The organism is Sphingomonas sp. Leaf17 (assembly GCF_001421505.1).
In the GTDB taxonomy this organism is placed as follows: domain Bacteria; phylum Pseudomonadota; class Alphaproteobacteria; order Sphingomonadales; family Sphingomonadaceae; genus Sphingomonas.
On record NZ_LMKL01000001.1, the window covers coordinates 110,940 to 133,216 of the forward strand.

19 protein-coding genes are annotated in these 22,277 nt (G+C 67.2%); 8 read left to right on the plus strand and 11 right to left on the minus strand.

Annotation, left to right across the window (positions count from 1 at the left end):
* The first annotated feature begins 9 nt into the window (after positions 1 to 9).
* Positions 10 to 810 carry an SDR family NAD(P)-dependent oxidoreductase gene (locus tag ASE75_RS00585; RefSeq protein ID WP_055929109.1) on the plus strand — a complete coding sequence of 267 codons (801 nt, stop codon included), beginning with the start codon at positions 10 to 12 and terminating at the stop codon, positions 808 to 810.
* A gap of 103 nt (positions 811 to 913) precedes the next feature.
* Positions 914 to 3,391 carry a glycoside hydrolase family 3 protein gene (locus tag ASE75_RS00590; RefSeq protein WP_055927324.1) on the plus strand — a complete coding sequence of 826 codons (2,478 nt, stop codon included), beginning with the start codon at positions 914 to 916 and terminating at the stop codon, positions 3,389 to 3,391.
* A gap of 304 nt (positions 3,392 to 3,695) precedes the next feature.
* On the opposite strand, the gene wrbA is transcribed toward ASE75_RS00590, so the two are convergent.
* Together wrbA and ASE75_RS00605 are read right to left on the minus strand one after the other, a co-directional pair.
* A complete protein-coding gene (gene wrbA, locus ASE75_RS00600; protein WP_055927329.1) occupies positions 3,696 to 4,298 on the minus strand; it encodes an NAD(P)H:quinone oxidoreductase in 603 nt (200 codons plus the stop codon).
* A 51-nt stretch (positions 4,299 to 4,349) separates the two neighbouring features.
* Entirely contained in the window at positions 4,350 to 5,075 is a 726-nt protein-coding gene (locus ASE75_RS00605) for a pirin family protein (RefSeq protein WP_055927333.1), read from the minus strand.
* A gap of 111 nt (positions 5,076 to 5,186) precedes the next feature.
* Here ASE75_RS00605 and ASE75_RS00610 point away from each other — a divergent pair, with 111 nt between their 5' ends.
* Both ASE75_RS00610 and ctrA read left to right on the plus strand, forming a co-directional pair.
* Entirely contained in the window at positions 5,187 to 6,110 is a 924-nt protein-coding gene (locus ASE75_RS00610) for a LysR family transcriptional regulator (RefSeq protein ID WP_055927335.1), read from the plus strand.
* 96 nt (positions 6,111 to 6,206) lie between these two features.
* Positions 6,207 to 6,908: a response regulator transcription factor CtrA gene (gene ctrA / locus ASE75_RS00615; RefSeq protein WP_055927338.1), complete on the plus strand. Its 702-nt coding sequence runs from the start codon at positions 6,207 to 6,209 to the stop codon at positions 6,906 to 6,908.
* 256 nt (positions 6,909 to 7,164) lie between these two features.
* Here ctrA and ASE75_RS00620 read toward each other — a convergent pair whose 3' ends face one another.
* The 3 genes from ASE75_RS00620 to ASE75_RS00630 all read right to left on the minus strand — a co-directional run bounded on the left by ASE75_RS00620 (position 7,165) and on the right by ASE75_RS00630 (position 10,297).
* Positions 7,165 to 7,593 (minus strand): hypothetical protein, encoded by a 429-nt coding sequence (locus ASE75_RS00620; protein WP_055927340.1) that lies wholly within the window; start codon positions 7,591 to 7,593, stop codon positions 7,165 to 7,167.
* A 47-nt stretch (positions 7,594 to 7,640) separates the two neighbouring features.
* Positions 7,641 to 9,152 (minus strand): amidohydrolase, encoded by a 1,512-nt coding sequence (locus ASE75_RS00625; RefSeq protein WP_235512451.1) that lies wholly within the window; start codon positions 9,150 to 9,152, stop codon positions 7,641 to 7,643.
* Between the two features lie 278 nt (positions 9,153 to 9,430).
* Complete coding sequence (locus ASE75_RS00630) at positions 9,431 to 10,297, minus strand: NAD(P)-dependent oxidoreductase (protein ID WP_055927343.1); 867 nt, start codon at positions 10,295 to 10,297, stop codon at positions 9,431 to 9,433.
* A gap of 59 nt (positions 10,298 to 10,356) precedes the next feature.
* Between ASE75_RS00630 and ASE75_RS00635 the strand changes: the two genes are divergently transcribed.
* Together ASE75_RS00635 and ASE75_RS00640 are read left to right on the plus strand one after the other, a co-directional pair.
* The gene (locus ASE75_RS00635; protein WP_055927345.1) at positions 10,357 to 11,601 is read left to right on the plus strand and encodes a threonine ammonia-lyase; all 1,245 of its coding nucleotides are present in this window, start codon (positions 10,357 to 10,359) and stop codon (positions 11,599 to 11,601) included.
* A 158-nt stretch (positions 11,602 to 11,759) separates the two neighbouring features.
* On the plus strand, positions 11,760 to 12,551 hold the full coding sequence (locus tag ASE75_RS00640; RefSeq protein WP_055927348.1) for an arginyltransferase: 792 nt from the start codon (positions 11,760 to 11,762) through the stop codon (positions 12,549 to 12,551).
* Between the two features lie 34 nt (positions 12,552 to 12,585).
* On the opposite strand, the gene ASE75_RS00645 is transcribed toward ASE75_RS00640, so the two are convergent.
* Positions 12,586 to 13,413, minus strand: coding sequence for an IS5 family transposase (locus ASE75_RS00645; protein ID WP_082463710.1), 828 nt, complete (start codon positions 13,411 to 13,413; stop codon positions 12,586 to 12,588).
* 236 nt (positions 13,414 to 13,649) lie between these two features.
* Between ASE75_RS00645 and ASE75_RS00650 the strand changes: the two genes are divergently transcribed.
* Positions 13,650 to 13,925, plus strand: a complete 276-nt coding sequence (locus ASE75_RS00650; protein WP_055927351.1) for a hypothetical protein — start codon at positions 13,650 to 13,652, stop codon at positions 13,923 to 13,925.
* Positions 13,926 to 14,074: 149 nt separating this feature from the next.
* On the opposite strand, the gene ASE75_RS00655 is transcribed toward ASE75_RS00650, so the two are convergent.
* The 4 genes from ASE75_RS00655 to ASE75_RS00670 form a co-directional block, all read right to left on the minus strand.
* Positions 14,075 to 14,881, minus strand: coding sequence for a transglutaminase family protein (locus ASE75_RS00655; RefSeq protein ID WP_055927354.1), 807 nt, complete (start codon positions 14,879 to 14,881; stop codon positions 14,075 to 14,077).
* A complete protein-coding gene (locus ASE75_RS00660; protein WP_055927357.1) occupies positions 14,881 to 15,816 on the minus strand; it encodes an alpha-E domain-containing protein in 936 nt (311 codons plus the stop codon). Before ASE75_RS00660 ends, ASE75_RS00655 begins: the two co-directional genes overlap by 1 nt.
* The gene (locus ASE75_RS00665) at positions 15,816 to 17,324 is read right to left on the minus strand and encodes a circularly permuted type 2 ATP-grasp protein (RefSeq protein WP_055927360.1); all 1,509 of its coding nucleotides are present in this window, start codon (positions 17,322 to 17,324) and stop codon (positions 15,816 to 15,818) included. Before ASE75_RS00665 ends, ASE75_RS00660 begins: the two co-directional genes overlap by 1 nt.
* A 70-nt stretch (positions 17,325 to 17,394) precedes the next feature.
* Positions 17,395 to 19,428, minus strand: coding sequence for a protein-disulfide reductase DsbD family protein (locus ASE75_RS00670; protein WP_055927363.1), 2,034 nt, complete (start codon positions 19,426 to 19,428; stop codon positions 17,395 to 17,397).
* A gap of 73 nt (positions 19,429 to 19,501) precedes the next feature.
* On the opposite strand from ASE75_RS00670, the gene ASE75_RS00675 reads away from it, so the two are divergent.
* A complete protein-coding gene (locus ASE75_RS00675) occupies positions 19,502 to 21,175 on the plus strand; it encodes an alkaline phosphatase family protein (protein ID WP_082463711.1) in 1,674 nt (557 codons plus the stop codon).
* Positions 21,176 to 21,299: 124 nt separating this feature from the next.
* Here ASE75_RS00675 and ASE75_RS00680 read toward each other — a convergent pair whose 3' ends face one another.
* The gene (locus ASE75_RS00680; protein WP_055927366.1) at positions 21,300 to 22,226 is read right to left on the minus strand and encodes a right-handed parallel beta-helix repeat-containing protein; all 927 of its coding nucleotides are present in this window, start codon (positions 22,224 to 22,226) and stop codon (positions 21,300 to 21,302) included.
* Positions 22,227 to 22,277: the final 51 nt, after the last annotated feature.

Consider the following 22,277-nt stretch of genomic DNA (forward strand, 5'->3'; position numbering starts at 1 on the left):
GGAACGACCATGACCGACATCATCGCGCCAAAGACCGTGCCCGCCGATCAGCGCGCGCGCTATCCCAGTCTTGCCGGCAAGCATGTCCTTGTGTCCGGCGGCGGCAGCGGCATCGGCGAGGCGCTGGTGACCGGCTTCGTCGCGCAAGGCGCGCGCGTCTCGTTCATCGACGTCGCGGTCGAGGCGTCGGAGGCGCTGGTCGAACGGCTGACGCCGGGTGCCGCCCATGCGCCGCGCTTCGCGCGTTGCGACCTGCGCGACATCGACGCGCTTCACGCGACGATCGCCGGGTTCGAGGCGGAGAGCGGCGGTATCGACGTGCTGGTCAACAACGCGGCGAACGACGACCGGCACGAGGTCGGCACCGTGACGCCGGCCTATTGGGACGACCGGATGGCGGTCAACCTGCGCCACCTGTTCTTTGCCGCACAGGCGGTCGCGCCGTCGATGAAGGCGGCGGGCGGCGGCGTCATCCTGAACCTGGGGTCGATCAGCTGGCACCTCGCGCTGCCCGACATCGCGCTGTACCAGACCGCCAAGGCCGGGATCGAGGGGATGACCCGCGCGCTGGCGCGCGATCTGGGCGGTGACAATATCCGCGTGGCGACCGTCGTCCCCGGTGGCATCAAGACTCCGCGTCAGGATGCGTTGTGGCATGACGACGCGGAAACGAACCGGATGCTGGCCGCGCAATGCCTGAAGGCACGCGTGTTGCCCGACGACGTTGCCGCGCTGGTCCTGTTCCTGGCGTCGGACGACGCGCGGATGTGCACCGCGCACGAATATTTCGTGGATGCCGGCTGGCGCTGAGCCGCCTGCCCCCTTCCATCCCGGCCGCGATGTCGTTAAACCAGTTAAAGAAAATTGAATAACAATTGATCGCGATCGGAATCGCGGTTCGGGAGGATCATTCATGAACGTCACGAAACTTCGGGCAGGCCTGCTCGCCACCGCATTGGTCGCGATGACCCCCGCGTTCGCCCAGACCGCCCCCGCTCCCGCCGCCGATCCGTCCGCCAGTGTCGCGCATCCCGCCCTGTGGCCCGCCGCCAAGAGCCAGGGTCTGGTCGATGCGAAGACGGAGGCTTTCGTCACCGACCTGATGAAGCGGATGACGCTGGAGGAAAAGATCGGCCAGATGATCCAGGCCGATGTCGGTTCGATCAAGCCGGAGGAACTGCGCCGCTATCCGCTGGGCAGCATCCTCGTCGGTGGCTCGACCCCGCCGATCGGCGCGCCCGACCGCACCGGGCCGACCGCCTGGCTGAACACCGCCAACGCGTTCGGCGCGGTCGCCAATGAAAAGCGCAGCGGCCACACCGTGATCCCGCTGATGTTCGGCATCGACGCGGTGCACGGCAACAACAATGTTATCGGCGCGACGCTGTTCCCGCACAATATCGGCCTTGGCGCGATGCGCGACCCAGCGTTGATCCGCAAGATCGGCCAAGCGACCGCCGTCGAGCTGGCCGCGACCGGGTGGGACTGGGCGTTCGGCCCGACCATCGCCGTGCCGCAGGACGACCGCTGGGGCCGCGCCTATGAGGGGTATTCGGAGGATCCGTCGATCGTCCGCTCCTATGCCGGCGTGATGATCGAGGGGCTGCAGGGCAAGCCCGGCAGCAGCCGCATCCAGGACGGCCATGTCGCGGCCAGCGCCAAGCATTTCCTCGGCGACGGTGGCACCAAGGACGGCGTCGACCAGGGCGACGACCAGATCCCCGAAAGCGAGCTGGTCGCGATCCACAACGCCGGTTACCCCGCCGCCATCAACGCCGGCACGATGACCATCATGGCGTCGTACAACAGCTGGTACGGCCAGAAGATGCACGGCAACAAATCGCTGCTGACCGACGTGCTGAAGGGCAAGATGGGCTTTGACGGCTTCGTCATCGGCGACTGGAACGGCCACGCGCAGGTCGCGGGCTGCACCAAGGACAATTGCGCGCAGACGTTCAACGCCGGCCTCGACATGGCGATGGCGCCGGACGGCTGGAAGGGCCTGTTCGACAACACGCTGGCGCAGGTGAAGGCGGGCACGATCCCGATGGCGCGCGTCGACGACGCGGTCCGCCGCATCCTGCGCGTGAAGGCCAAGCTGGGCCTGTTCGACCCGGCACGCCCGCTCGCCGGCAAGTTCGACCTGCTCGGCAGCCCCGATCACCGCGCGATCGCGCGCGAGGCCGTCGCCAAGAGCCTCGTGCTGCTGAAGAACACCGGCGTCCTGCCGCTGAAGGCCAGCGCCAACATCCTGGTCGCCGGGTCCGCGGCCGACGACGTCGCCACCCAGTCGGGCGGCTGGACGCTCAGCTGGCAGGGTGACGGCAACACCCCCGACATGTTCCCCGGCGCGACGTCGATCTATGCCGGCATCGCAAATGCGGTGAAGGCCGGTGGTGGCACCGCGACACTGAGCGCGGACGGCAGCTTCACGAAGAAGCCCGACGTCGCGGTCGTGGTCTTCGGCGAGCAGCCTTACGCCGAAATGCGCGGCGACATCCGCACGCTGGAGTTCCAGCCGGGCGACAAGGAAGCACTCGCCATGCTCAAGGGGCTGAAGGCCAAGGGCGTGCCGGTCGTCTCCGTCTTCCTGTCGGGTCGTCCGCTCTGGGTAAACCCCGAGCTGAACCAGTCGGATGCGTTCGTCGCCGCCTGGCTGCCGGGCAGCGAGGGCGCGGGCATCGCCGACGTGTTGGTCGGCGATGCGACCGGCAAGCCGCGCCGCGACTTCACCGGTACGCTGTCGTTCAGCTGGCCCAAGACCGCCGGCCAGTTCACGCTGAACAAGGGCAAGACCGGTTACGACCCGCTGTTCCCGCTCGGCTACGGCCTGTCCTATGCCAAGGGTGGCACCGTGCCCACGCTGGGCGAAGTCTCCGGCGTGGACGCGAGCCTGGCCAACACCAGCCTGTTCTTCTCGCGCGGCAAGGTGCCCGCCCCGTTCGCCTTCGCGACCGACAGCAAGGTGACGCGCGCGCCGGTCGACAGCGCGACGACGCAGGAGGGCGCGGTCAAGCTAACCTGGCCGGCAGGGGCTGCATCGACCGTCCGCATCGGCGGTCCGCTGCTGGACCTTGGTCGCGAGACCAACGCCGAGGTGCTGTTGCAGATCACCTACCGCGTCGATACCGCCCCAACGGGCAAGGTCGCCATGGCAATGGCCGGTCCAGGCGGCGCGACGACGCTCGACGCGACCAGCCTGTTCGCCGGCGACGTCGGCAAATGGAAGACCGTCCGCGTACCGCTGAAGTGCTTCCGCGAAGCGGGGCTGGACGTGACCAAGGTGAACAGCCCGTTCGCACTGACGGCGAGCGCCCCGTTCACCCTGTCGGTATCGGACCTGCGCCTCGCGACCGATCCCAGCGGTCAGGTCTGCCCGCCGAAGATGTGACGGGGTGCGGTCACGTTGACGATCCCTTCTGTTCCCCGGCGAAGTCCGGGGAACAGTTCGGTAAACGTCAATAATGGCTCGCCAGACCTGACGCTTTGGAAGGTCCACGCATTGCAAGCTGCCATCCTTTCCCCGCAAAGGCGAGAATCCAGGGTCAAGCAAAGCAACAGCTTGCAATACTTCTGGTCCTGCCCCTGCGCCTTCGCGGGGGGGAACGCAGGGACTAACGGCGTCAGAGTAGTCCCCGCCGGGCCACCCGTCGCCCCCACCATACCATCCGGCACGGCAGGGACGACGCCCATGTTCAGCCGGCCAGCTTCGCGGCCGTCTCCGCGATCCGCTTGCCCTGATACCGTGCGCCGTCCAGCTCGACCGCGCTCGGCATCCGGCTGCCATCGCCATCGGCCAAAGTCGTCGCGCCATAGGGCGAGCCGCCCTTGATCTCGTCCAGCCCCATCTGGCCCTGGAACCCGTAGTCCAGCCCGACGATCGTCATGCCGTGATGCAGCAGGTTGGTCAGGATCGAGAACAGCGTCGTTTCCTGCCCGCCATGCTGGCTGGCGGTCGAGGTAAAGGCACCACCGACCTTGCCGACCAGCGCGCCGCTGAACCACTGCCCGCCGGTCGTGTCCCAGAACGCCGCCATCTGCGATGGCATCCGCCCGAACCGGGTCGGCGCGCCGACGATGATCGCGTCATACGCCTCCAGCGCCTTCGGCCCCTCGATCTCGGGATGCGCGGTGTCGGTCTTGAACCCGGCCGACTTGACGACCTCAGCCGGCGCGGTTTCAGCGACGCGGCGGATATCGACCTCCGCACCGCCGGCACGCGCGCCCTCGGCCACCGCAGCGGCCATCGCCTCGATATGGCCGTAGGACGAGTAATAAAGCACCAGAACCTTGGTCATCGCATATGCCCTTGATTGGCCCACCGCACGCAGCGGAAGGCAGGAAAATGATTACGCGGCGTCGACAAGCACGATCTCGGCGTCGTCGGTGGCGGTGATCGTCACCGTCCGCCCGCCCGACAGCGCCGCGCCGTCGCGAGGCTCGAACGCCTGACCGTCGATCGTGATCCGCCCGACCGCCGGCACCAGATAGGCATGCCGCCCCTCGCCGACGCTGTGCGTCACGCTCTCGCCGGCTTTCAGCGTCGCCCCCATCACCCGCGCATCGGCGCGGATCGGCAGCGCGTCGCCGTCATCGGCAAAGCCGCTGGCCAGCACCACGAACTGGCCCGACCGTTCGCCCTTCGGGAACGGCTTGGCCCCCCAGCTGGGCGATCCGCCCTTGCGGCTTGGCTCGATCCAGATCTGGAACAGCGTCGTCTCGACCGGCTCCAGATTATATTCGGCGTGGCGCACACCCGATCCGGCGCTCATCACCTGCACGTCGCCAGCGCCGGTCCGCCCGGTGTTTCCCAGCGAGTCCTTATGGGTGATCGCGCCCGACCGGACATAGGTGATGATCTCCATGTCGCTGTGCGGGTGCGGCGGGAAGCCAGCGTTCGCGGCGATCGCGTCGTCGTTCCACACCCGGATCGCACCCCAGCCCATCCGCGACGGATCGTAATAATTGGCGAACGAGAAATGGTGCCGCGCGTCCAGCCAGCCATGATTGGCATGGCCCAGGCTGTCGAAGCTGCGGCGGTCAATTCCGGGTTTTGCAATCGTATCGGTGGTCATCGAAGCCTCCTGTCTGTTGCCGCCAAGATAGGGATTGCCATCACGCCGTAAATGGAAACACTGGAAACCGATCGTTTCCCGATATAGCCTGCGGTGGACGACGGAGGACCGATGCGACTACCCGATCTCGAAGCCTGGGCAATCTTCGCCGCCGTCGTCGAACATCGCTCGTTCAGCGGTGCCGCCGACGCGATCGGCCTGTCGAAAGCCACCGTGTCGAAGGCGGTAACCCGGCTGGAGGCGCATCTGGGCCAGTCGCTGTTCCATCGCACCTCGCGCCGGCTCGCGCTGACCGAGGCCGGTCGCCCGCTCGCCGACCATGCCGCGCGCATCCTGGCCGAGGCGCGCGCGGCGGAGGAAGCCGCGCATGACGCCGCCACCGCGCACAGCGGCCGCGTCCGGCTCGCCGCGCCGATGAGCTTCGGCGTCATCCATGTCGCGCCGCTGCTGGCCGCGTTCCTGACGCTACACCCCGGAATCGAGATCGACCTGCATCTGTCCGATGCGCGCGTGGACATCGTCGCGGAGGGGTTCGATGTCGCGCTCAGGATCGCCGAACTGCCCGACAGCTCGCTGCGCGCACGCCGGCTGTGCACGGTCGCCGCGTTCATCGTCGCCGCCCCCGCCTATCTCGCGGCCCACGGCATCCCGGGCCACCCGGCGCAACTGGGCGAGCACCGGCTGCTCGGCTATTCCAACGTCACCGGCCCGTGGCGGTTTCGCGGCCCCGGCGGCGCGGACGTCGCGGTGCGGGCGCAGGGTCCGCTGACCGCCAACAGCGGCGAGGCGCTGGTGCCCGCGCTGATCGCCGGGCTTGGCATCGCCCGCCTGCCCGACTTCATCGTCAACCCGCATCTGGCATCGGGCGCGCTGGTCGAAATCCTGGCCGACTGGGCCCCCGCGCCGATCGCGTTGCACCTGATGACACCGCCGAGTCCCTTGCGGCCCGCCCGAGTCGAGGCGCTGATCGCCTTCCTCGCGGACCGGCTGCGCGACCGGGCAGAGGCCGCCACCCCGCGGATTTCCGCCACTTAACCCCGAATTAACCTTTTGCGTTCAGATATTCCGTAGTTAATGAATCAAGTTGGGCGCGGGCTATGCCGTCCGTCGGGCCGAACGGGGGAATGCGGGATGCGCGTACTGCTGATCGAAGACGAGCCGACGACGGCCAAGGCCATCGAACTGATGCTGACCAGCGAAGGCTTCAACATCTACACGACCGATCTGGGCGAAGAGGGCCTCGATCTGGGCAAGCTGTATGATTACGACATCATCCTGCTCGACCTGAACCTGCCCGACATGCACGGATACGACGTGTTGAAGAAGCTGCGCGTCGCGCGCGTCTCCACGCCGGTGCTGATCCTGTCGGGTGTCAACGAAATGGACTCGAAGGTGCGTTCGTTCGGCTTCGGCGCCGACGATTATGTGACCAAGCCGTTCCACCGCGAGGAACTGGTCGCGCGCATCCAGGCCGTCGTCCGCCGCTCCAAGGGCCACAGCCAGTCGGTCATCCGCACCGGCAAGCTGGCGGTCAACCTGGACGCCAAGACGGTAGAGGTCGACGGCGCGCGCGTCCACCTGACCGGCAAGGAGTATGCGATGCTGGAGCTGCTGAGCCTGCGCAAGGCGACGACGCTGACCAAGGAAATGTTTCTCAACCACCTGTATGGCGGGATGGACGAGCCGGAACTGAAGATCATCGACGTCTTCATCTGCAAGCTGCGCAAGAAGCTCAGCATGGCCTGCGACGGCGAGAATTATATCGAGACGGTCTGGGGCCGCGGCTATGTGCTGCGCGATCCCGACGAGGTGCCGGCCGTACAGGTCGCCTGACGTTTCGCTACCGAGGTCCCGGTCACCCGGGCATCAGGTCGCGGTGCCGGGGGGCGCCGCGACCTTTCTCGTTTGTGGCGCTCCGTCATTGCGAGCCCAGCGAAGCAATCCAGTGCGTCCTGCCGCGACCCTGGATTGCTTCGCTGCGCTCGCAATGACGGAAGAAGGGTTCAAGCGCAGCCCCGCAATCCCCCCACCACCGTTCGTTTCGAGCGACGTCGAGAAACCGCAAAGCCTAGCGCACGTCAGCCATAGCTTATCGTAAACGCCAGAGCAAAAGGCTCATACCGATCAGGGCGACGATAACGGCAATGCATCCCCACAACGGTATGGGCTTCGAAAAGCGCTCGCCATCCGGATCATGCTCCACCCAGAACGCATTTTGATGCGCTTCCACGGAAGCAACCAAAGTCGCCAAATCGGCATCACCTGACACAGGTTCGCCGACAGACCCCAGATACGACGACAAGAGCCGTTTAAGGTCGTTCGGCCGGGGGGACATCGCTGATGGCTCAATGACCACCAAATCGCCCCGCGCCACGATGTCATACATCTCGCCCGCCGGACCGTAAGCTCTGGGATAAACGTTGTCTTGAATATCGACGGCCTCGAGATAGGTCTCGGCTACCTCAATCGACGGAAAAACAAGAAGGGGTTCATCCGCTTCCACAAACAGCATCGGCATGATTCAAGCGTGTCAGGATCGGATGATCGCCGCAAGCGAGCTTGCCCCTATTTCCTTACCCACGCCTTCTGCCCGCCGATCCACGTCTCCTCGACCTTCGTCGCGCGCAGGTCGCTGGGTGAGGCCAGCGTCGGATCGCGGTCGACGATGATGAAGTCGGCAAGCTGCCCCGGGGCCAGCCGCCCGAACTGGTTCTCGGCAAACCCGGCATAGGCACCGCCGGTGGTGAACGCGGCCCAGGCCTGTTCGCGCGTCACGGCTTCCTCCGGCCGCCAGCCGCCGAACGGCTGACCGGCCGCGTCCATCCGCGTAAAGGCGGCGGCCCAGCCCGCGAACGGGTTGGGATCCTCGACCGGATAGTCCGACCCGAACGCCAGCGGCACGCCGTTCTTGAGCATCGTCGCCCAGGCATAGGCCCCGGTAAGCCGCACCGGACCCAGCCGCGCCTCGGCCATCGTCCGGTCCGACGTGGCATGGGTCGGCTGCATCGACGCGATGGTGCCGTGCTTGGAAAAGCGCGGCAGGTCGGCGGGATCGACGATCTGCGCATGTTCGATCCGCCAGCGCCGGTCGCCCTTGTAGGTGCCCGACATCTCGTCGATCGCATCCAGCGCCTGTGCGTTCGCCTTGTCGCCGATCGCGTGGACCGCGACCTGATACTTGTCCATCGACGCGCGGCTCATCAGGTTGCGGATCACGTCGTCGGACATGAAACCCGCGCCCGACTGGCCCGGCGCATCGCTGTAAGGCGCCTTCAGCCACGCGCCACGCGACCCCAGCGCCCCGTCGCTGTACAGCTTCACGCCGACCAGCTTCAGCTTGTCGCCGTACAGCCACGGCGTCGGCCCGGTGCCGCCGATCGTCACCGTCGTGTCGACACCCGCGCCATAGCTCATGATCCGCACGCGCAGATTGCCCAGATCGCCGATCCGGCGATAGGTCATCCAGTCGTCCAGCGTCGTGCCCATGTCAGCGGTGGCGGTGATGCCGTCTTCCAGCAGCATCAGCTGCGCCTTGAGAAACGCGGCGTTGCGGTCCTTGGCCAGCGGTTTCGGCACCGCCGCCTGCACCAGGTTCATCGCCGAATCGACGAACACGCCCGACGGCTGCGCGCCAGCCTTCTCGATCCGCCCGCCCGCCGGGGCCACGCTCTTTGCCGTCACGCCGGCGATCCGCATCGCCTCGCTGTTGGCCCAAGCGGCATGGCCGTCGGCGCGTTGCAGCCAGACCGGCCGGTCCGGGACCGCGCGGTCCAGTTCGGCCGCGGTCGGGAAGCGCCCCAACCCCCACGCCTCCTGATTCCAGCCGCCGCCCATGATCCATTTCTTGTCCGGGTTCGCCGCCGCATAGGCCGCGATCCGCGCCAGCGCCTCGTCCAGCGACTTCGCCGCCGACAGGTCGAGTTCCAGCGCGCGGAACCCCAGATCCATGATGTGACCATGCGCATCGACGAAGCCGGGGATCAGCACCCGCCCCTTCATGTCCGCCCGCCAGTCCAGTTTGTCCGGCCTTTTGTCCTTTGCGGACAACAGCCTGGTGACCTTGCCATCCAGGCTCATCAGCAGCCCGGTGAAGCGGACGACCTTCCCGTCCTTGTCCAGCGTGATGCCAGTGACGTTGTCGACCAGCGCATCGGCGAAGGCCGGGGTGGCGAGGAGGGATAGGGCGACGAGGGAAGCCGTGATCCGCCAACTCTTTTCAGTTCCCCGGCGAAGGCCGGGGCCTAGGTGGGAACGGGATCGTGACGACAGACGGTCCTTCGTTGGCAACGCGGACCCGGTTGGCCCCCGGCCTTCGCCGGGGTGGTAGATGACTGAGGAATCCACACGCACACCCTTCACTTCGGCAACCTCCGCACCAGCGCGCTCGTATCCTGCCGCGCGCCACCCATCGCCTGCACCTCGGCATAGAAGCCGTCGACCAGCGCCGTCACCGGCAGGTCCGCGCCGATGCGCGCGCCCTCGTCCAGCGCCAGCCCCAGATCCTTGCGCATCCAGTCCACGGCAAACCCGAAATCGAACTCGTCGCGGGCCATCGTCGGCCAGCGATTGACCATCTGCCAGCTTTGCGCAGCACCACCCGAAATCGCCTCCAGCACCCGATCCAGGTCGAGGTCGCTCTTCTGCGCGAATCGCAACGCCTCGGCCACGCCCTGCACCACGCCGGCGATCGCGATCTGGTTGCACATCTTGGTCTGCTGGCCGGCGCCGGCCGCACCGACATGGACGATGCGCGCGGCATAGGCCTGCATCAGCGGCGTCGCGGCCGCCATCGCGTCAGCGGACCCGCCGCACATGATGGACAGCGCGCCCTTTTCGGCTCCCGCCTGCCCGCCCGACACCGGCGCGTCGATGACCAGCAGGTCGCGCGCCGCACCCTCCTCGGCCAGCCGCCGGGCAATGGCCGCCGACACGGTCGTATGGTCCGCGAACAGCGCCCCCGCCCGCATCACCGTGAACGCGCCGTCCGGCCCCAGCGCCACCGCCGCCAGGTCATCGTCATTGCCGACACAGGTGAACACCGCATCGCATCCCGCCGCTGCCTGTGCCGGGGTATTCGCGACCGCGCCGCCATATTTGTCCGCCCACGCTGCCGCCTTGGCGCGCGTGCGGTTATAGACGGTGACGTCATGTCCGGCGGCGGCAAGATGCCCCGCCATCGGCGCGCCCATGACGCCGGTCCCGATGAATGCAAGTTTGGCCATGGACCCAGCGCATAAGCCGTGTTCCCCCGCCGCGCCAGATGGTCTAGTCCCTCGCCGTCATGGCAACCCTATCCGCCGAACCGGCCGCAACCCTTCCCGTCACCATCGCCGACGTACAGGCCGCGCACGCGCGCATTCGCGACTCGATCGTGCGGACGCCGACGCTCATCAGCCGCACCCTGTCGCAGATGACCGGTGCGACCGTGTATCTGAAGTTCGAGAATCTCCAGTTCACCGCCGCCTACAAGGAACGCGGCGCGCTCAACACATTGCTGCAACTGTCGGACGAAGCGCGGGCGAAGGGCGTCATCGCCGCGTCGGCCGGCAACCATGCGCAGGGTCTGGCCTATCACGCGCACCGGCTCGGCGTGCCCGCGACCATCGTCATGCCGCGCAACACTCCGACCGTGAAGGTCACCCAGACCGAGGGCCATCACGCCAAGGTCGTGCTGCACGGCGAAACCTTCGACGAGGCCTATGCCCATGCCCGCGTGCTGGAGGCGGAGTGCGGCTTCACCTTCGTCCACCCGTTCGACGACGTGCGCGTCATCGCCGGGCAAGGCACGACCGCGGTCGAAATGCTGGAGGACGTGCCGGCGATCGACACGCTCATCACCCCGATCGGCGGCGGCGGGCTGATTTCGGGCATGGGCGTCGTTGCGCGCGCGGCCGACCACCCCATCGAGGTGATCGGGGTCGAGGCCGAGCTGTTCCCGTCGATGTTCAACCGGATCAACGGCACCGACCTGCCGTGCGCCGGCGATACGCTGGCCGAGGGGATCGCGGTCAAGGAACCGGGCGGCATCACCTCGTCCATGGTATCCGAACTGGTCGACGACATCCTGCTGGTGTCCGAACGCAGCCTGGAGGAAGCGGTCAGCCTGCTGCTCCAGATCGAAAAGACCGTGGTCGAGGGGGCCGGGGCCGCCGGCCTCGCCGCGCTGCTCGCCAACCCCAAGCGGTTCGAGGGGCGGACCGTGGGCATCGTCCTGTGCGGCGGCAACATCGACACGCGGCTGCTCGCCAACGTCCTGCTGCGCGATCTCGCCCGATCCGGCCGGCTGGCGCGTTTGCGCATCCGGCTTCAGGATCAGCCGGGCGCGCTCTACAACATCGCCCGCATCTTCGACGAACAGCGCGTCAACATCATCGAAATCTATCACCAGCGCGTCTTCACGACGCTCCCCGCCAAGGGCCTCATCACCGACATCGAGTGCGAGGCGCGGGATCGCGCCCATCTGGAGCGGCTGGTGCTGGCGATCCGCGCCGGGGGGTACGAGGTCAGCACGGTCGAACTGGCCTGATCCACCCCGACGGCGGCGGTGCGTCCCGGACCTGGACGACGACCGCCGCCGGGTTAACCCATTTTGATGGTAAAGCCGCTTTGCACGCCGGCCCGCACTGTCCATATACGATGTCCGGGTCGGCTGTTCGTCCCCAACAGGATCGAGGACAACCCCCGGTGACCGCGCCCTTTCGTTTCCCGCGCTTCTTCGTCACCAGCCCGTCACCGTGCCCCTATCTGCCGGGTCGCGAGGAGCGCAAGGTCTTCACCGAACTCACCGGACAGCACGCCATCGAGCTGAACGACGCGCTCGGCCGCATCGGTTTCCGCCGCAGCCAGGGCGTCGCCTATCGCCCGAACTGTTCGGGTTGCACCGCCTGCGTCTCGGTCCGCGTCGTCACCCATGAATTCGTCCCCAACGCGACGCAGCGCAAGCTGCTGCGGCGTCACGGCGACCTGACCGTCTCCGCCTGCCGCGCCTGGGCGACCGACGAGCAGTATCAGCTGCTGCGCCGCTACCTCGCGCTGCGTCATCCCGGCGGCGGCATGGCCGGCATGGACGAGGAGGATTATGCCGACATGGTCGAGCATTCCCCCGTCAATTCGATGATACTCGAATACCGCGAACCCTCGATCGGCGGCGCGCGCGGGAAACTGGTCGGGGCCTGCCTGACCGACCGTCAGGCCGACGGCCTGTCGATGATCTACAGCTTCTTCGCCGCCGAGGGCGACACCCGGCCGGGCCTCGGCAACTTCATCATCATGGACCACATCCTGCGCGCCCGCGACGCCGGGCTACCCTATGTCTATCTCGGCTATTGGGTAAAAGGATCGGCGCGCATGGCCTACAAGGTGCGGTATCGCCCGATTGAAGTCCTCGGCCCGACCGGCTGGAAACTGCTGGTCGACGAAAACGCCCCCAGCGCGCCGCCGGCGGTCGCAGGATTGGCGATGCCGCAGCCGGCGTAGGCGGCGGTGGGCCAGGATGGCCTGAGAGCCCGACTCATAATTCGAGTTTAGCGATGCGGCGTGTCATGCGCCTGATCGAAGCGATGATGAGCCATGCTTCTGCGGAGGCAATGGACGCCTCCCAGTCCTTGGCGAGACGTCGGCAACGGTTGAGCCATGCGATGGTGCGCTCGACGACCCAGCGCCGGGGCAGGACGACGAAGCGGTGGGCATCGGAACGCCGGACGATCTCGATGACGAGGCGGTCGATATGCGCGATGGCGGTGGCCAGTTTCTGCCCGGCATAGCCGCCATCGGCGAAGCAGCGGCTCAGGGACGGATAGGCATCGCGACAGCGTTCGATGAGGTCCGGTGCGCCGTCGCGGTCTTGGATGTCAGCGGAGAGCACCAGTCCGTCGAGGAGGTTGCCGGCCGTGTCGGTCGCAATGTGGCGCTTGCGGCCCTTGATCTTCTTGCCGGCGTCATAGCCGCGCGGCCCACCCGCTTCGGTGGTCTTGACCGACTGGCTGTCGATGATGCCCGCGGTCGGTTCTGCCTCGCGCCCTTCGGCAACCCGTACTCCGGCCACCAGTACCGCGTTGATCGCATCGAGCAGGCCGCTGTCGCGCATCCGGTAGAAATGGTACTGCACGGTGGTGAACGGGGGAAAGTCCCGAGGCAGTTGTGCCCACTGGCATCCCGTCGCGGCAAGGTACTGGATCGCGTTCCACAGATCCCGTGCCCGGTGCAGGCGCGGGCGGCCCACCCTGGTCGTGCGGGCCAGCAGCGGCGCGATGATCGCCCATTCCCGGTCGGTGCAGTCGCTTGTGTAACGCAGCCTTCTTCTGTCATGCTCGCGACGAGCGGTTTCGGTCCAGCCCATGTGCTCTCCAAGGTGTTCGCAAACCCCGGTGAATCACAACTGACTGAAATCGCTCAACCTAATTTTCGGTCGGGCTCTTAGCACACGACCGTGATTGCTCTTCTGACCGATCAAGACTACAATTTCTAAAAACTTAATGACCAAAGGCGACTCCTGCCGGCAGTTTTTGAGCGAAAAAGCGGGCCGTCGGTCAGCGACCACTATCGGACGTTCTCTGCACAGCCTATGAAGATCTGATGAGCGACGGCACACGTCTAAAAATGGTCCAAGTTGTGCTGCGATGGGCTTGGGACCCTATTCAAATCGCGAGCGCCGACGAAGCGTCCGACGAATACGATATGTATGCTCCTAGGGTGCTCGAATTGCTTGATCAGGGCGCTCCGAATGAGCGCATTGCCGATTATCTGACGAGTGTCGTTCGAGACCGAATGGAACTTCCCGTCAGACGAGAGCGGGACGAAGACATTTCCTCGATGCTGCAAGAACTAAGCAAATTGGTTAGAAGCGGCTAACGTCCGCTCTCCTCCATTAGGGCTGATACAGGCTTTGCGTTCTGGACGATGCCAAAACGTATGCTGGGTCGCGGTAGCGGACATAGTTGCCATAAAGTCCGGCAGTCCGGCAGTCCGGCATCGCGAGCATCCACCCTACCCGGCCCCCGCTATTCCTCCCGCGTCACCACGACATCCACGTCCAGTGCCTCGCCACCGTCGCCCAGCCGCGACCCTGCCACCGGAGCGGCGCCCATCGCGTCGAGCGCGACCGCGACGCGGACATAGCCTTCTTCCGGGCACACCCCGGCACACGGGTCGAAACCGATCCAGCCGATGCCGTCGACATAGGCCTCCGCCCAGCCATGCGGCGTCGGGCGGTGGGTGCCGTCGAACACCGCCGCGCAATAGCCCGAGACATAGCGCGCCGGCACGCCCAGCGACCGCGCAGCCACGACGAACATCTGCGCCATGTCGCGCGGCGTGGCGGACCGGCGACCGAACGCTTCGCCTGCGCTGAGGCCAACCAGAGGCCGCCCACGGTCGACTGCGAACCGGGCGTGCAGCGCGCGATTGATCGCGTGCAGCGCGCTGAGCGGCGTCACCCCGGCGGACAGGTCGCCGGCAAACCTGGCGATCGCTACATCCGCCTCGGTCGCCGGCGTCGCGCGCAGGAACAGCAGCGGCGGCAGCGTTTCCGGCACGCCGTGCAGCACGCCGTCGGAATGGCTGGTCAGCACTTCGCCGGTGACGGTGATCTCGATCCCGTCGAGCGGCCCCTCGGCATACAGCATCGTGATCGCGTTGCCGAAGCCGTCGCGCCCATCGCGCAGGCGCACGTCGCAATCGACGTCGATCCGCCACGACGCGACCGTCTGGTCATGGCTGTTTTCCGGCGTCATCCGCATCATCTGAACAAGGCGACCCTGCGGTGCCGAAAAGCGATAGATCGTGTGATGCTCGACCGACAGCCGCATCAGTTGAACTTGAACTGACGGCCGATCGCCGCGTGGAGCAGATCGTTCTCGGCAATGAACGCCTGGAGATGTTGATGCAGGCCGGACACGATGACCGCGCTCGACCGTGTCTTGGCCACGCGGGCGGCACGCACTCGCGCCATCCGGTCCGCCTCGCCGTGCAGGCCGGTCCGCTTGGCCAGCAGGCCGAGGATATCGACCGTCTCCTCGACCGACGCCGCCAGGCTGCGCGGCAGTTCGGACCGTGCCAGCAGCAGATCGATGACGTTGCCCGGCCGCAACCCTTCCGAATACAGCCAGCGATAGGCGGTCACCGCCGACACCGTTTGCAGGATCGTCGTCCACTGGTCACGGTCGACCACGCCGCCGACCTGCTCGCCCTCGGGCAGCAGGATGTGGTATTTGACGTCGAGCAGCCGCGCGGTGTTGTCCGCCCGCTCGATCGCCTGCCCCAGCCGGATGAACCACGTCGTCTGGTTGCGCAGCATCCGGTGAATCGCGCCCTCGAACCCGCGCGTCTCGGTCTTGGTTGCCTCGACCAGCCCCAGCGTCGCGTCCGGCCCGTTCAGCGTCGCGCGGTTCTCGAACAGCAACCACGCGCTGTTGATCGCGGTCCACGCCTCGCGCGTCAGCGCGGTCCGCACCGCCCGCGCATTGTTGCGGGCCATGTCGACACACCGCGCGATCGACCCGGGATTGGCCGAATCCAGCGTCAGGAACCGCGCGACCGTCCCCTGGCTGAGCGTCGCGCCGCTCGCATTGAAGGCATCGCTGCTTTCGGTCACCGCCAGCGCGGACAACCACGCCTCCTCGCCCGCCGGCCGCGACGACAGGACGTCCAGCCGGACGGTCGCCTCCACCAGTCGCGACACGAAATCGGCACGCTCGACATAGCGGCCAAGCCAGTACAGCGACGATGCGGTGCGCGACAGCATCAGGCGATCCCGCCCTGCGTCTGCGTCATGCCGCCCATCGTCTGGCTCTGCCCGCCGCCGCCCTGTTGCTGGATCAGCGCGTCGCGCATCAGCACGAAACTGTCCTTGGTCCCGCCGCCCTGGCTGGAGTTCACCACCAGCGACCCTTCCTTCAGCGCGACGCGGGTCAGGCCACCCGGCACGACCTGCACCCCGTTCGATCCGGTCAGCACGAACGGACGGAAATCGACATGGCGCGGGGCCAGCCCGGACTCGGCCAGCGTCGGCACCGTCGACAGGGCCAGCGTCGGCTGCGCGATGTACCGGTGCGGTTCGGCGATCAGTGCGGCGCGGAACGTCTCGATCTCCGCCCGGCTCGCGGTCGGCCCGACCAGCATGCCGTAACCGCCCGATCCGTCGACCAGCTTCACCACCACCTCGTCGAGATGCTCCAGCACGTATTTCAGTGCCTGCGGTTCGCGACAGCGCCATGTCTCGACATTGGGCAGCCTGGCCTCGCCGCCTGAATAGAATTTCACGATTTCGGGCATGTAGCTGTAGATCGCCTTGTCGTCGGCGATGCCGTTGCCCGGCGCGTTGATGATCGCGACATTGCCCGCCGCATAGGCCGCGATCAGCCCCGGCACGCCCAGCGCCGAGTCCGGGCGGAACACCAAAGGATCGAGGAAATCATCGTCGATCCGGCGATAGATCACGTCGACCTTCACCCGGCCCGCGATCGTCCGCATCCACACGACATCGTCGTCGACCACCAGATCGACCGCCTCGACCAGTTCGATCCCCATCGAATCGGCCAGAAAGCTGTGTTCGTAATAGGCCGAATTGTAATGACCCGGCGTCAGCACCACGCAGATCGGCGCGGCCACCCCGTGCGGCGCGACCGACTTCATCGTCTCCAGCAACCGGTCGGGATAGCTGTCGACCGCCGCCACCCGGAATTGCGCGAACAATTCGGGGCACAGCCGCAACATCGCCTCGCGGTTTTCCAGCATGTAGCTGACGCCCGACGGCGTGCGGGCATTGTCCTCCAGCACGAAGAAGTCGTCCGGCCCGGTCCGCACCAGATCAATGCCGCAGATATGGGCCCAGATCCCGTGCGGCGGGCGCATGCCGGCGATTTCGGGCCGGAATTGCGGATTGCCGTAGATCAGGTCGGCCGGCAGCACGCCTTCCTTCAGAATCCGCGCCTCACCGTAGATGTCGTCGAGAAACGCGTTGATCGCGAGTACGCGCTGTTCCAGCCCCTGCGCCAGCCGCGCCCATTCATCGGCCAGGAATACGCGCGGGACGATATCGAACGGAATGATCCGCTCGGCCGCGTCACTCTCGCCATAGACAGCGAAGGTTATGCCAAGCTGGCGAAAGGTGGTTTCGGCCGCCTGCTGTCGACGCCGTAGTTCAGTGTCGGGCGTCTCCTCCAGCCAGGCACCCAGTGCCGCCAGTTCAGCGCGTGGCGTCGTGCGATCGCCCTGCCCCAGAATCTCGTCGAACGCGCGCCCTATCCCCATGTGCGTCCCAACGTGCCCCTTCGTGTTTCAGTTGCATGCTGGGACAGAATGTTGCGTCGCACAAGCGGATTTATTGCGCCAGTTGCTCCAGGAACGACGTCGTCAGTACTTGCGGCAACACCCGGGGTTCGGCCGTGCCGGGCGCATAATACAGGTACAGCGGCACCCCGGCCCGGTTGTGCGCGGCGATGAAACGCCCCAGCACCGGGTCGCCATCGGTCCAGTCGCCGACCAGCACCGCGACGTTGTTCGCGGCAAAGGCGGCGCGCGTGCCCTCCGTCTCGATCGCGGTCTTTTCGTTGACCTTGCACGTCAGGCACCAGTCGGCGGTGAAATAGGCAAAGACCGGCCGCTTCTGTGCGCGCAACGTCGCCAGCCGGCTTTCGCTGAACGGCTCCGCTTCCATTCCGGCCCCCGCTACCGTCTGCGCCGCCGCCGCCGGCGCGCGCGTGACGATCGCCGCACCCCCGACCGCCGCGACAACCAGCACCGCCGGGGCGATCCAGCCAAGCCCCAGCCCGCGCGCCTGCCGTCGCCCGCCCGCCCACAGCGCCAGCGCGCCGACCAACGTCACGCCCAGCCCGATCGTCAGCCCGTCGACTCCCGCCTGCCGCCCCAGCACCCAGCCCAGCGCCAGCGCGGTCAGCCACATCGGCACCGACAGAATATGCCGCAAGGTCGCCATCCACGCCCCCGGCTTCGGCAACCGCCGCCGCAGCGCCGGCACGAACCCCAGCAGCAGGAACGGCAGCGCAAGACCCAGCCCCAGCCCGCCGAAGATCGCCAGCGCCGCGGGCCATGGCAGCACCAAAGCCGCGCCGAGTGCTGCCCCCATGAACGGCCCCGAACACGGTGTCGCCACGAACGCCGCCAGCGCGCCGGTCGCGAATGATCCGGCCGCCCCCGCATGCCCGGCAAAGCGCGGCATCGGTACCTCGAACAGGCCGGCAAGGTTCAGCGCGATGACCACCGACAGCAGCATCAGCACCAGGATCGCACGCGGATCCTGCAACTGGAACGCCCAGCCGACGGCGCTCCCCCCGGCCCGCAGCGCCAGGATGATCCCGCCCATCGCCAGACAGACGAGGATGACGCCGGCGGCATAGGCCAGCGCATCGCCGCGCGCGGTCCGCGCATCGGTGTTGCCCTTCGCCAGCGCCAGGGCTTTCAGCGAGAGGATCGGGAACACGCACGGCATCACGTTCAGGATCAGCCCGCCCAGCACCGCGCCGGCAAAGGCGAGCAGTGCCGTCGTCCAGACCGCTCCTGCGCCCCCGGCGCTTTCCTCACCCGCCGCGGGCACGGCACCGGGTGCCGCCATCACCGCCAGCCCGGTGCCGTCGCCGATCCGCAGCACGCCGTCGATCGGCCCGCCCGCCGCATGGGTCGGCTTGACCTTGGTCGCGACGATCACCCGGTCACCGGCGCGGGTGATCGTCTGCGGCGCCGCCGCCTCGATCGCGTCGACACCGATCGGAAAGAAATAGGCGTTCTCCAGGCTGGCAGTGGCCGGATAGGGTATCGCGATCCGCACCCCGCCATCGGCCTGCGCCGCATACGCCGCCCTGGCGTCCAGCACGCGCGGGATGGCCCGCCGCCAGTCGCCGAACGCGGTCGTCTGCGCCGGCGAAATCGCGCCATCGCCGACGCGCAGCGTCAGCGCCAGTTCCTGCGACTCCGGCACGCATACCGTATCGGTGCACACCAGATAGCTGGTCTTCAGCCGAACGGGGAGCGGGGTGCCGACCGCCAGTCCCGCCGGCACCCGGAACCGCACCAGCGGCGCGTACGGCGCTTCATAGACATAGTTCATCAGGCCAGCGACGATCAGCGTCGTCGGCACCGGCCATTCGGGATCGGACATCGACGCGCCCGAAGGCAGCGTCCAGGCATAACTCGGCGCGAACCCGGCATCGCCCGGATTGCGCCAATAGCCGTGCCAGCCCTTTTCGGGCACCGTCGCCAGCGCGATCGTGACCTCCTGGCCGCTACGCGGCACGGCGCTTTCGGCGACCATCCGCATCCGCAGATGCTGTGCACCGGCCGGTGTCCCCAGGAGCAAAGCCAGGACCAGTGTCACAATGCCGAAACCGAAAGCGCGCACTGGCTGATCCTTGCCTTAAACCCGTCACGCGGCCCATAGCGGTCGCGGACAGGCTTTGCACTCAAGGATACCGATGAAAGCGTTGATCGCCGCCGCCCTCATGGCCTCCACTGCGCCGCTGGCCGCCCAGACTACCCGGACTGCGACCGCGCCCGCACCCGCGGATCAGGCCATACCGGCGGCACCCGCCCCCCGGTCCGCGATCACGCCGCCCAGGCTGATCGTCGCGATCTCGGTCGATCAGCTGTCGGCCGACCTGTTCGCGCAGTATCGGGGGCGCTTCACCGGCGGCTTCGCCCGGCTGCTCAACGGGGCGGTATTCCCCAGCGGGTACCAGAGCCATGCCGCGACCGAAACGTGTCCGGGCCATTCGACGATCCTGACCGGCTATCGCCCCGCCAACACCGGCATCATCGCCAACAGCTGGGTCGACCAGCGCGCCGGCCGGCCCGACAAGATCGTCTATTGCGCCGAGGACGAGCGCGTCGCCGGCAGCAACCACGACAGCTACACCGTATCGGACACGCACCTGAAGGTGCAGACGCTGGGCGAACGGATGAAGGCCGCCAACCCGGCGACCCGCGTCGTCTCGGTCGCGGGCAAGGACCGCGCGGCGGTGATGATGGGCGGCCACAAGGTCGACGAGCTGTGGTGGTGGGGCGGCAAGGGCTTCGTCTCCTATGCCGGCCGCGTGATGCCCGCCGTCGTCGCCCGCGCCAACGCCGCCACCGCCGCGCTGATCGCGCAAGCTCAACCCGCCCTGCCGCTGCCCGGCTTCTGCAAGCCGCTGGACCGGCCGATCACGATCGGCGGCAAGGTCTATGGTCAGGGCCGGTTCGTGCGCGACGCGGGGGATGCCAAGGCGTTCCGCGTGTCGCCCGCCGCCGACGCCTCCGTCTTTGCGCTCGCCGCCGGGCTGGTGCAGGACATGAAACTGGGTCAGGGTCCGGCGACCGACATCCTCGCGGTCGGCGCGTCGGCGACCGACTATATCGGCCACACCTATGGCACGCAGGGCACCGAGATGTGCATCCAGATGACCGAGCTGGACCGCAGCCTCGCCGGCTTCTTCGACGTGCTCGACGCGACCGGCGTCGATTACGAGGTCATGCTGACCGCCGACCACGGCGCGCACGACGCGACCGAACGGCAGATGGAACGCGCCATGCCGATGGAGGAGCACATGGCCGAAAACGTGCTGGCCAGGCAGGTCGGCACGGCCATCGCCCGCGACATGGGGCTACCGGGCAGCGTCCTGCTGGGCACCGAGGGCGACGTCTATATCGACGACACCCTGCCCGCCGCGACCCGCGCAAAGGTGCTGGCCGAGACGATCCGCCGCTATCGTGCGATGTCGCAGATCGCCGCCGCCTTCACCGCCGCCGAGATCATGGCGACGCCGATGCCGGCCAGCCCGCCCGAAAGCTGGACCCTGATCGAGCGCGCCCGCGCCTCGTTCGACCCCGACCGGTCGGGCCAACTGGTCGCCCTGTTGAAACCCCGCGTCACCAGCATCGTCGCGGCCGGCGGCGGCTATATCGAAACGCACGGATCCCCGTGGGATTACGACCGCCGCGTCCCGATCCTGTTCTGGCGCAAGGGGCTGACCCCGTTCGAGCAACCCCTGTCGGTCGAAACGGTCGACATCATGCCGACACTCGCCGCCACCATCCGCCTGCCCGTCTCCGGTCAGGACGGCCGCTGCCTCGACCTCGACCCCGGCCCGGCGACCACCTGCCCGATGTGAAACCCCTGTTCCCCGGCGAAGGCCGGGGTCCAGTGGCGAAAGCGGTAGTGATGGCCCGCTACCCGTCATTATAGCGACTGTGGCGACTGGACCCCGGCCTTCGCCGGGGAACGGGCGCGTTCCCCTACCGCGCCTCGAACGCCCGCACGCCCGGCCCCAGCCGGTTCGCGCCGATCGCCAGTTTTTCGCCCGTGAAATCCGCCACGAACGCGGGACTTTTGGTCTGCCCCGGCGCGAGCCGCGCGTCGTTGTCCTCGATTCGCAGGCCAGCGGCCGAATAGGTCTTCGCCTCCGCCGCGATCACGATCAGCGCGGACGAATTTTCCTTCCCCCGGCCCTGCACGAATGTGTTGCGCGCGATCAGCCCGGTGCCGCCTTCGGACAGGTCGATCATGTAATTCGACTTCGTGCCCTTGGTATCGTCGAAGCTGTTGTCGGTGATGACGACGTTCGGCACCCGCAACTTGACGTAATGTCCGCCGGTCCCGCGCTCGAACCGCGAATGGGTCACGGTCACGCTACCCTTGTTGGCGAGATAGATGGCGTGCGAACAGCCCGGCGATTCATCGCACTGGCCAAGTCCCGCAAAGGTCGACCGGTCAATCACGATCTTCTGCGCCACCGGCTCGCCGCCAAGGATCCCCTCCTGACTATCGAGGAACATCGCGTTGCGGACCGTCAGGTCGCCCATCTCGGTACGGATTCCCGCGCCGTTGCCGTCGCTGACCCGGTATCCGCGGAACACCAGCCCGTCGACCACGCTGCCCTGCCCGCGCAGCACCAGCGCCGCCTTGTCCTCGCACGCGACCGCCTCGAAGATCGCGGTCCCCGGCGTCGCCGCCTTGAACGTGATCCGCCCGCCCTGCTGCACCGCGCATTGCCGATAGGTGCCCGGCGCGATCAGGATCGTTGCGGTCCCCATGCGGATCGACGACACCGCCTCCTGCAGATCGGAGAATCGTTCGCCGGTTTCGACCACGGTGAACGGCCCGCCGGATTGGGCCGCAACCGGGCCGGCCAGCAGGAGCGAGAGGGCAAGGAGATGACGCATGGGAGATCCTTTCGGCGACCGGCCTGCCGGAAATTACGGGTCGCGCAAAGG

Excerpts from the sequence above, each read along its gene's own strand:
- ASE75_RS00585 (WP_055929109.1), top strand. The coding sequence starts at position 10 with ATGACCGACATCATCGCGCCAAAGACCGTGCCCGCCGATCAGCGCGCG.
- ASE75_RS00590 (WP_055927324.1), top strand. The coding sequence starts at position 914 with ATGAACGTCACGAAACTTCGGGCAGGCCTGCTCGCCACCGCATTGGTC.
- wrbA (WP_055927329.1), bottom strand. The coding sequence starts at position 4,298 with ATGACCAAGGTTCTGGTGCTTTATTACTCGTCCTACGGCCATATCGAG.
- ASE75_RS00605 (WP_055927333.1), bottom strand. The coding sequence starts at position 5,075 with ATGACCACCGATACGATTGCAAAACCCGGAATTGACCGCCGCAGCTTC.
- ASE75_RS00610 (WP_055927335.1), top strand. The coding sequence starts at position 5,187 with ATGCGACTACCCGATCTCGAAGCCTGGGCAATCTTCGCCGCCGTCGTC.
- ctrA (WP_055927338.1), top strand. The coding sequence starts at position 6,207 with ATGCGCGTACTGCTGATCGAAGACGAGCCGACGACGGCCAAGGCCATC.
- ASE75_RS00620 (WP_055927340.1), bottom strand. The coding sequence starts at position 7,593 with ATGCCGATGCTGTTTGTGGAAGCGGATGAACCCCTTCTTGTTTTTCCG.
- ASE75_RS00625 (WP_235512451.1), bottom strand. The coding sequence starts at position 9,152 with ATGAGCCTGGATGGCAAGGTCACCAGGCTGTTGTCCGCAAAGGACAAA.
- ASE75_RS00630 (WP_055927343.1), bottom strand. The coding sequence starts at position 10,297 with ATGGCCAAACTTGCATTCATCGGGACCGGCGTCATGGGCGCGCCGATG.
- ASE75_RS00635 (WP_055927345.1), top strand. The coding sequence starts at position 10,357 with ATGGCAACCCTATCCGCCGAACCGGCCGCAACCCTTCCCGTCACCATC.
- ASE75_RS00645 (WP_082463710.1), bottom strand. The coding sequence starts at position 13,413 with ATGGGCTGGACCGAAACCGCTCGTCGCGAGCATGACAGAAGAAGGCTG.
- ASE75_RS00650 (WP_055927351.1), top strand. The coding sequence starts at position 13,650 with ATGAGCGACGGCACACGTCTAAAAATGGTCCAAGTTGTGCTGCGATGG.
- ASE75_RS00655 (WP_055927354.1), bottom strand. The coding sequence starts at position 14,881 with ATGCGGCTGTCGGTCGAGCATCACACGATCTATCGCTTTTCGGCACCG.
- ASE75_RS00660 (WP_055927357.1), bottom strand. The coding sequence starts at position 15,816 with ATGCTGTCGCGCACCGCATCGTCGCTGTACTGGCTTGGCCGCTATGTC.
- ASE75_RS00665 (WP_055927360.1), bottom strand. The coding sequence starts at position 17,324 with ATGGGGATAGGGCGCGCGTTCGACGAGATTCTGGGGCAGGGCGATCGC.
- ASE75_RS00675 (WP_082463711.1), top strand. The coding sequence starts at position 19,502 with ATGAAAGCGTTGATCGCCGCCGCCCTCATGGCCTCCACTGCGCCGCTG.
- ASE75_RS00680 (WP_055927366.1), bottom strand. The coding sequence starts at position 22,226 with ATGCGTCATCTCCTTGCCCTCTCGCTCCTGCTGGCCGGCCCGGTTGCG.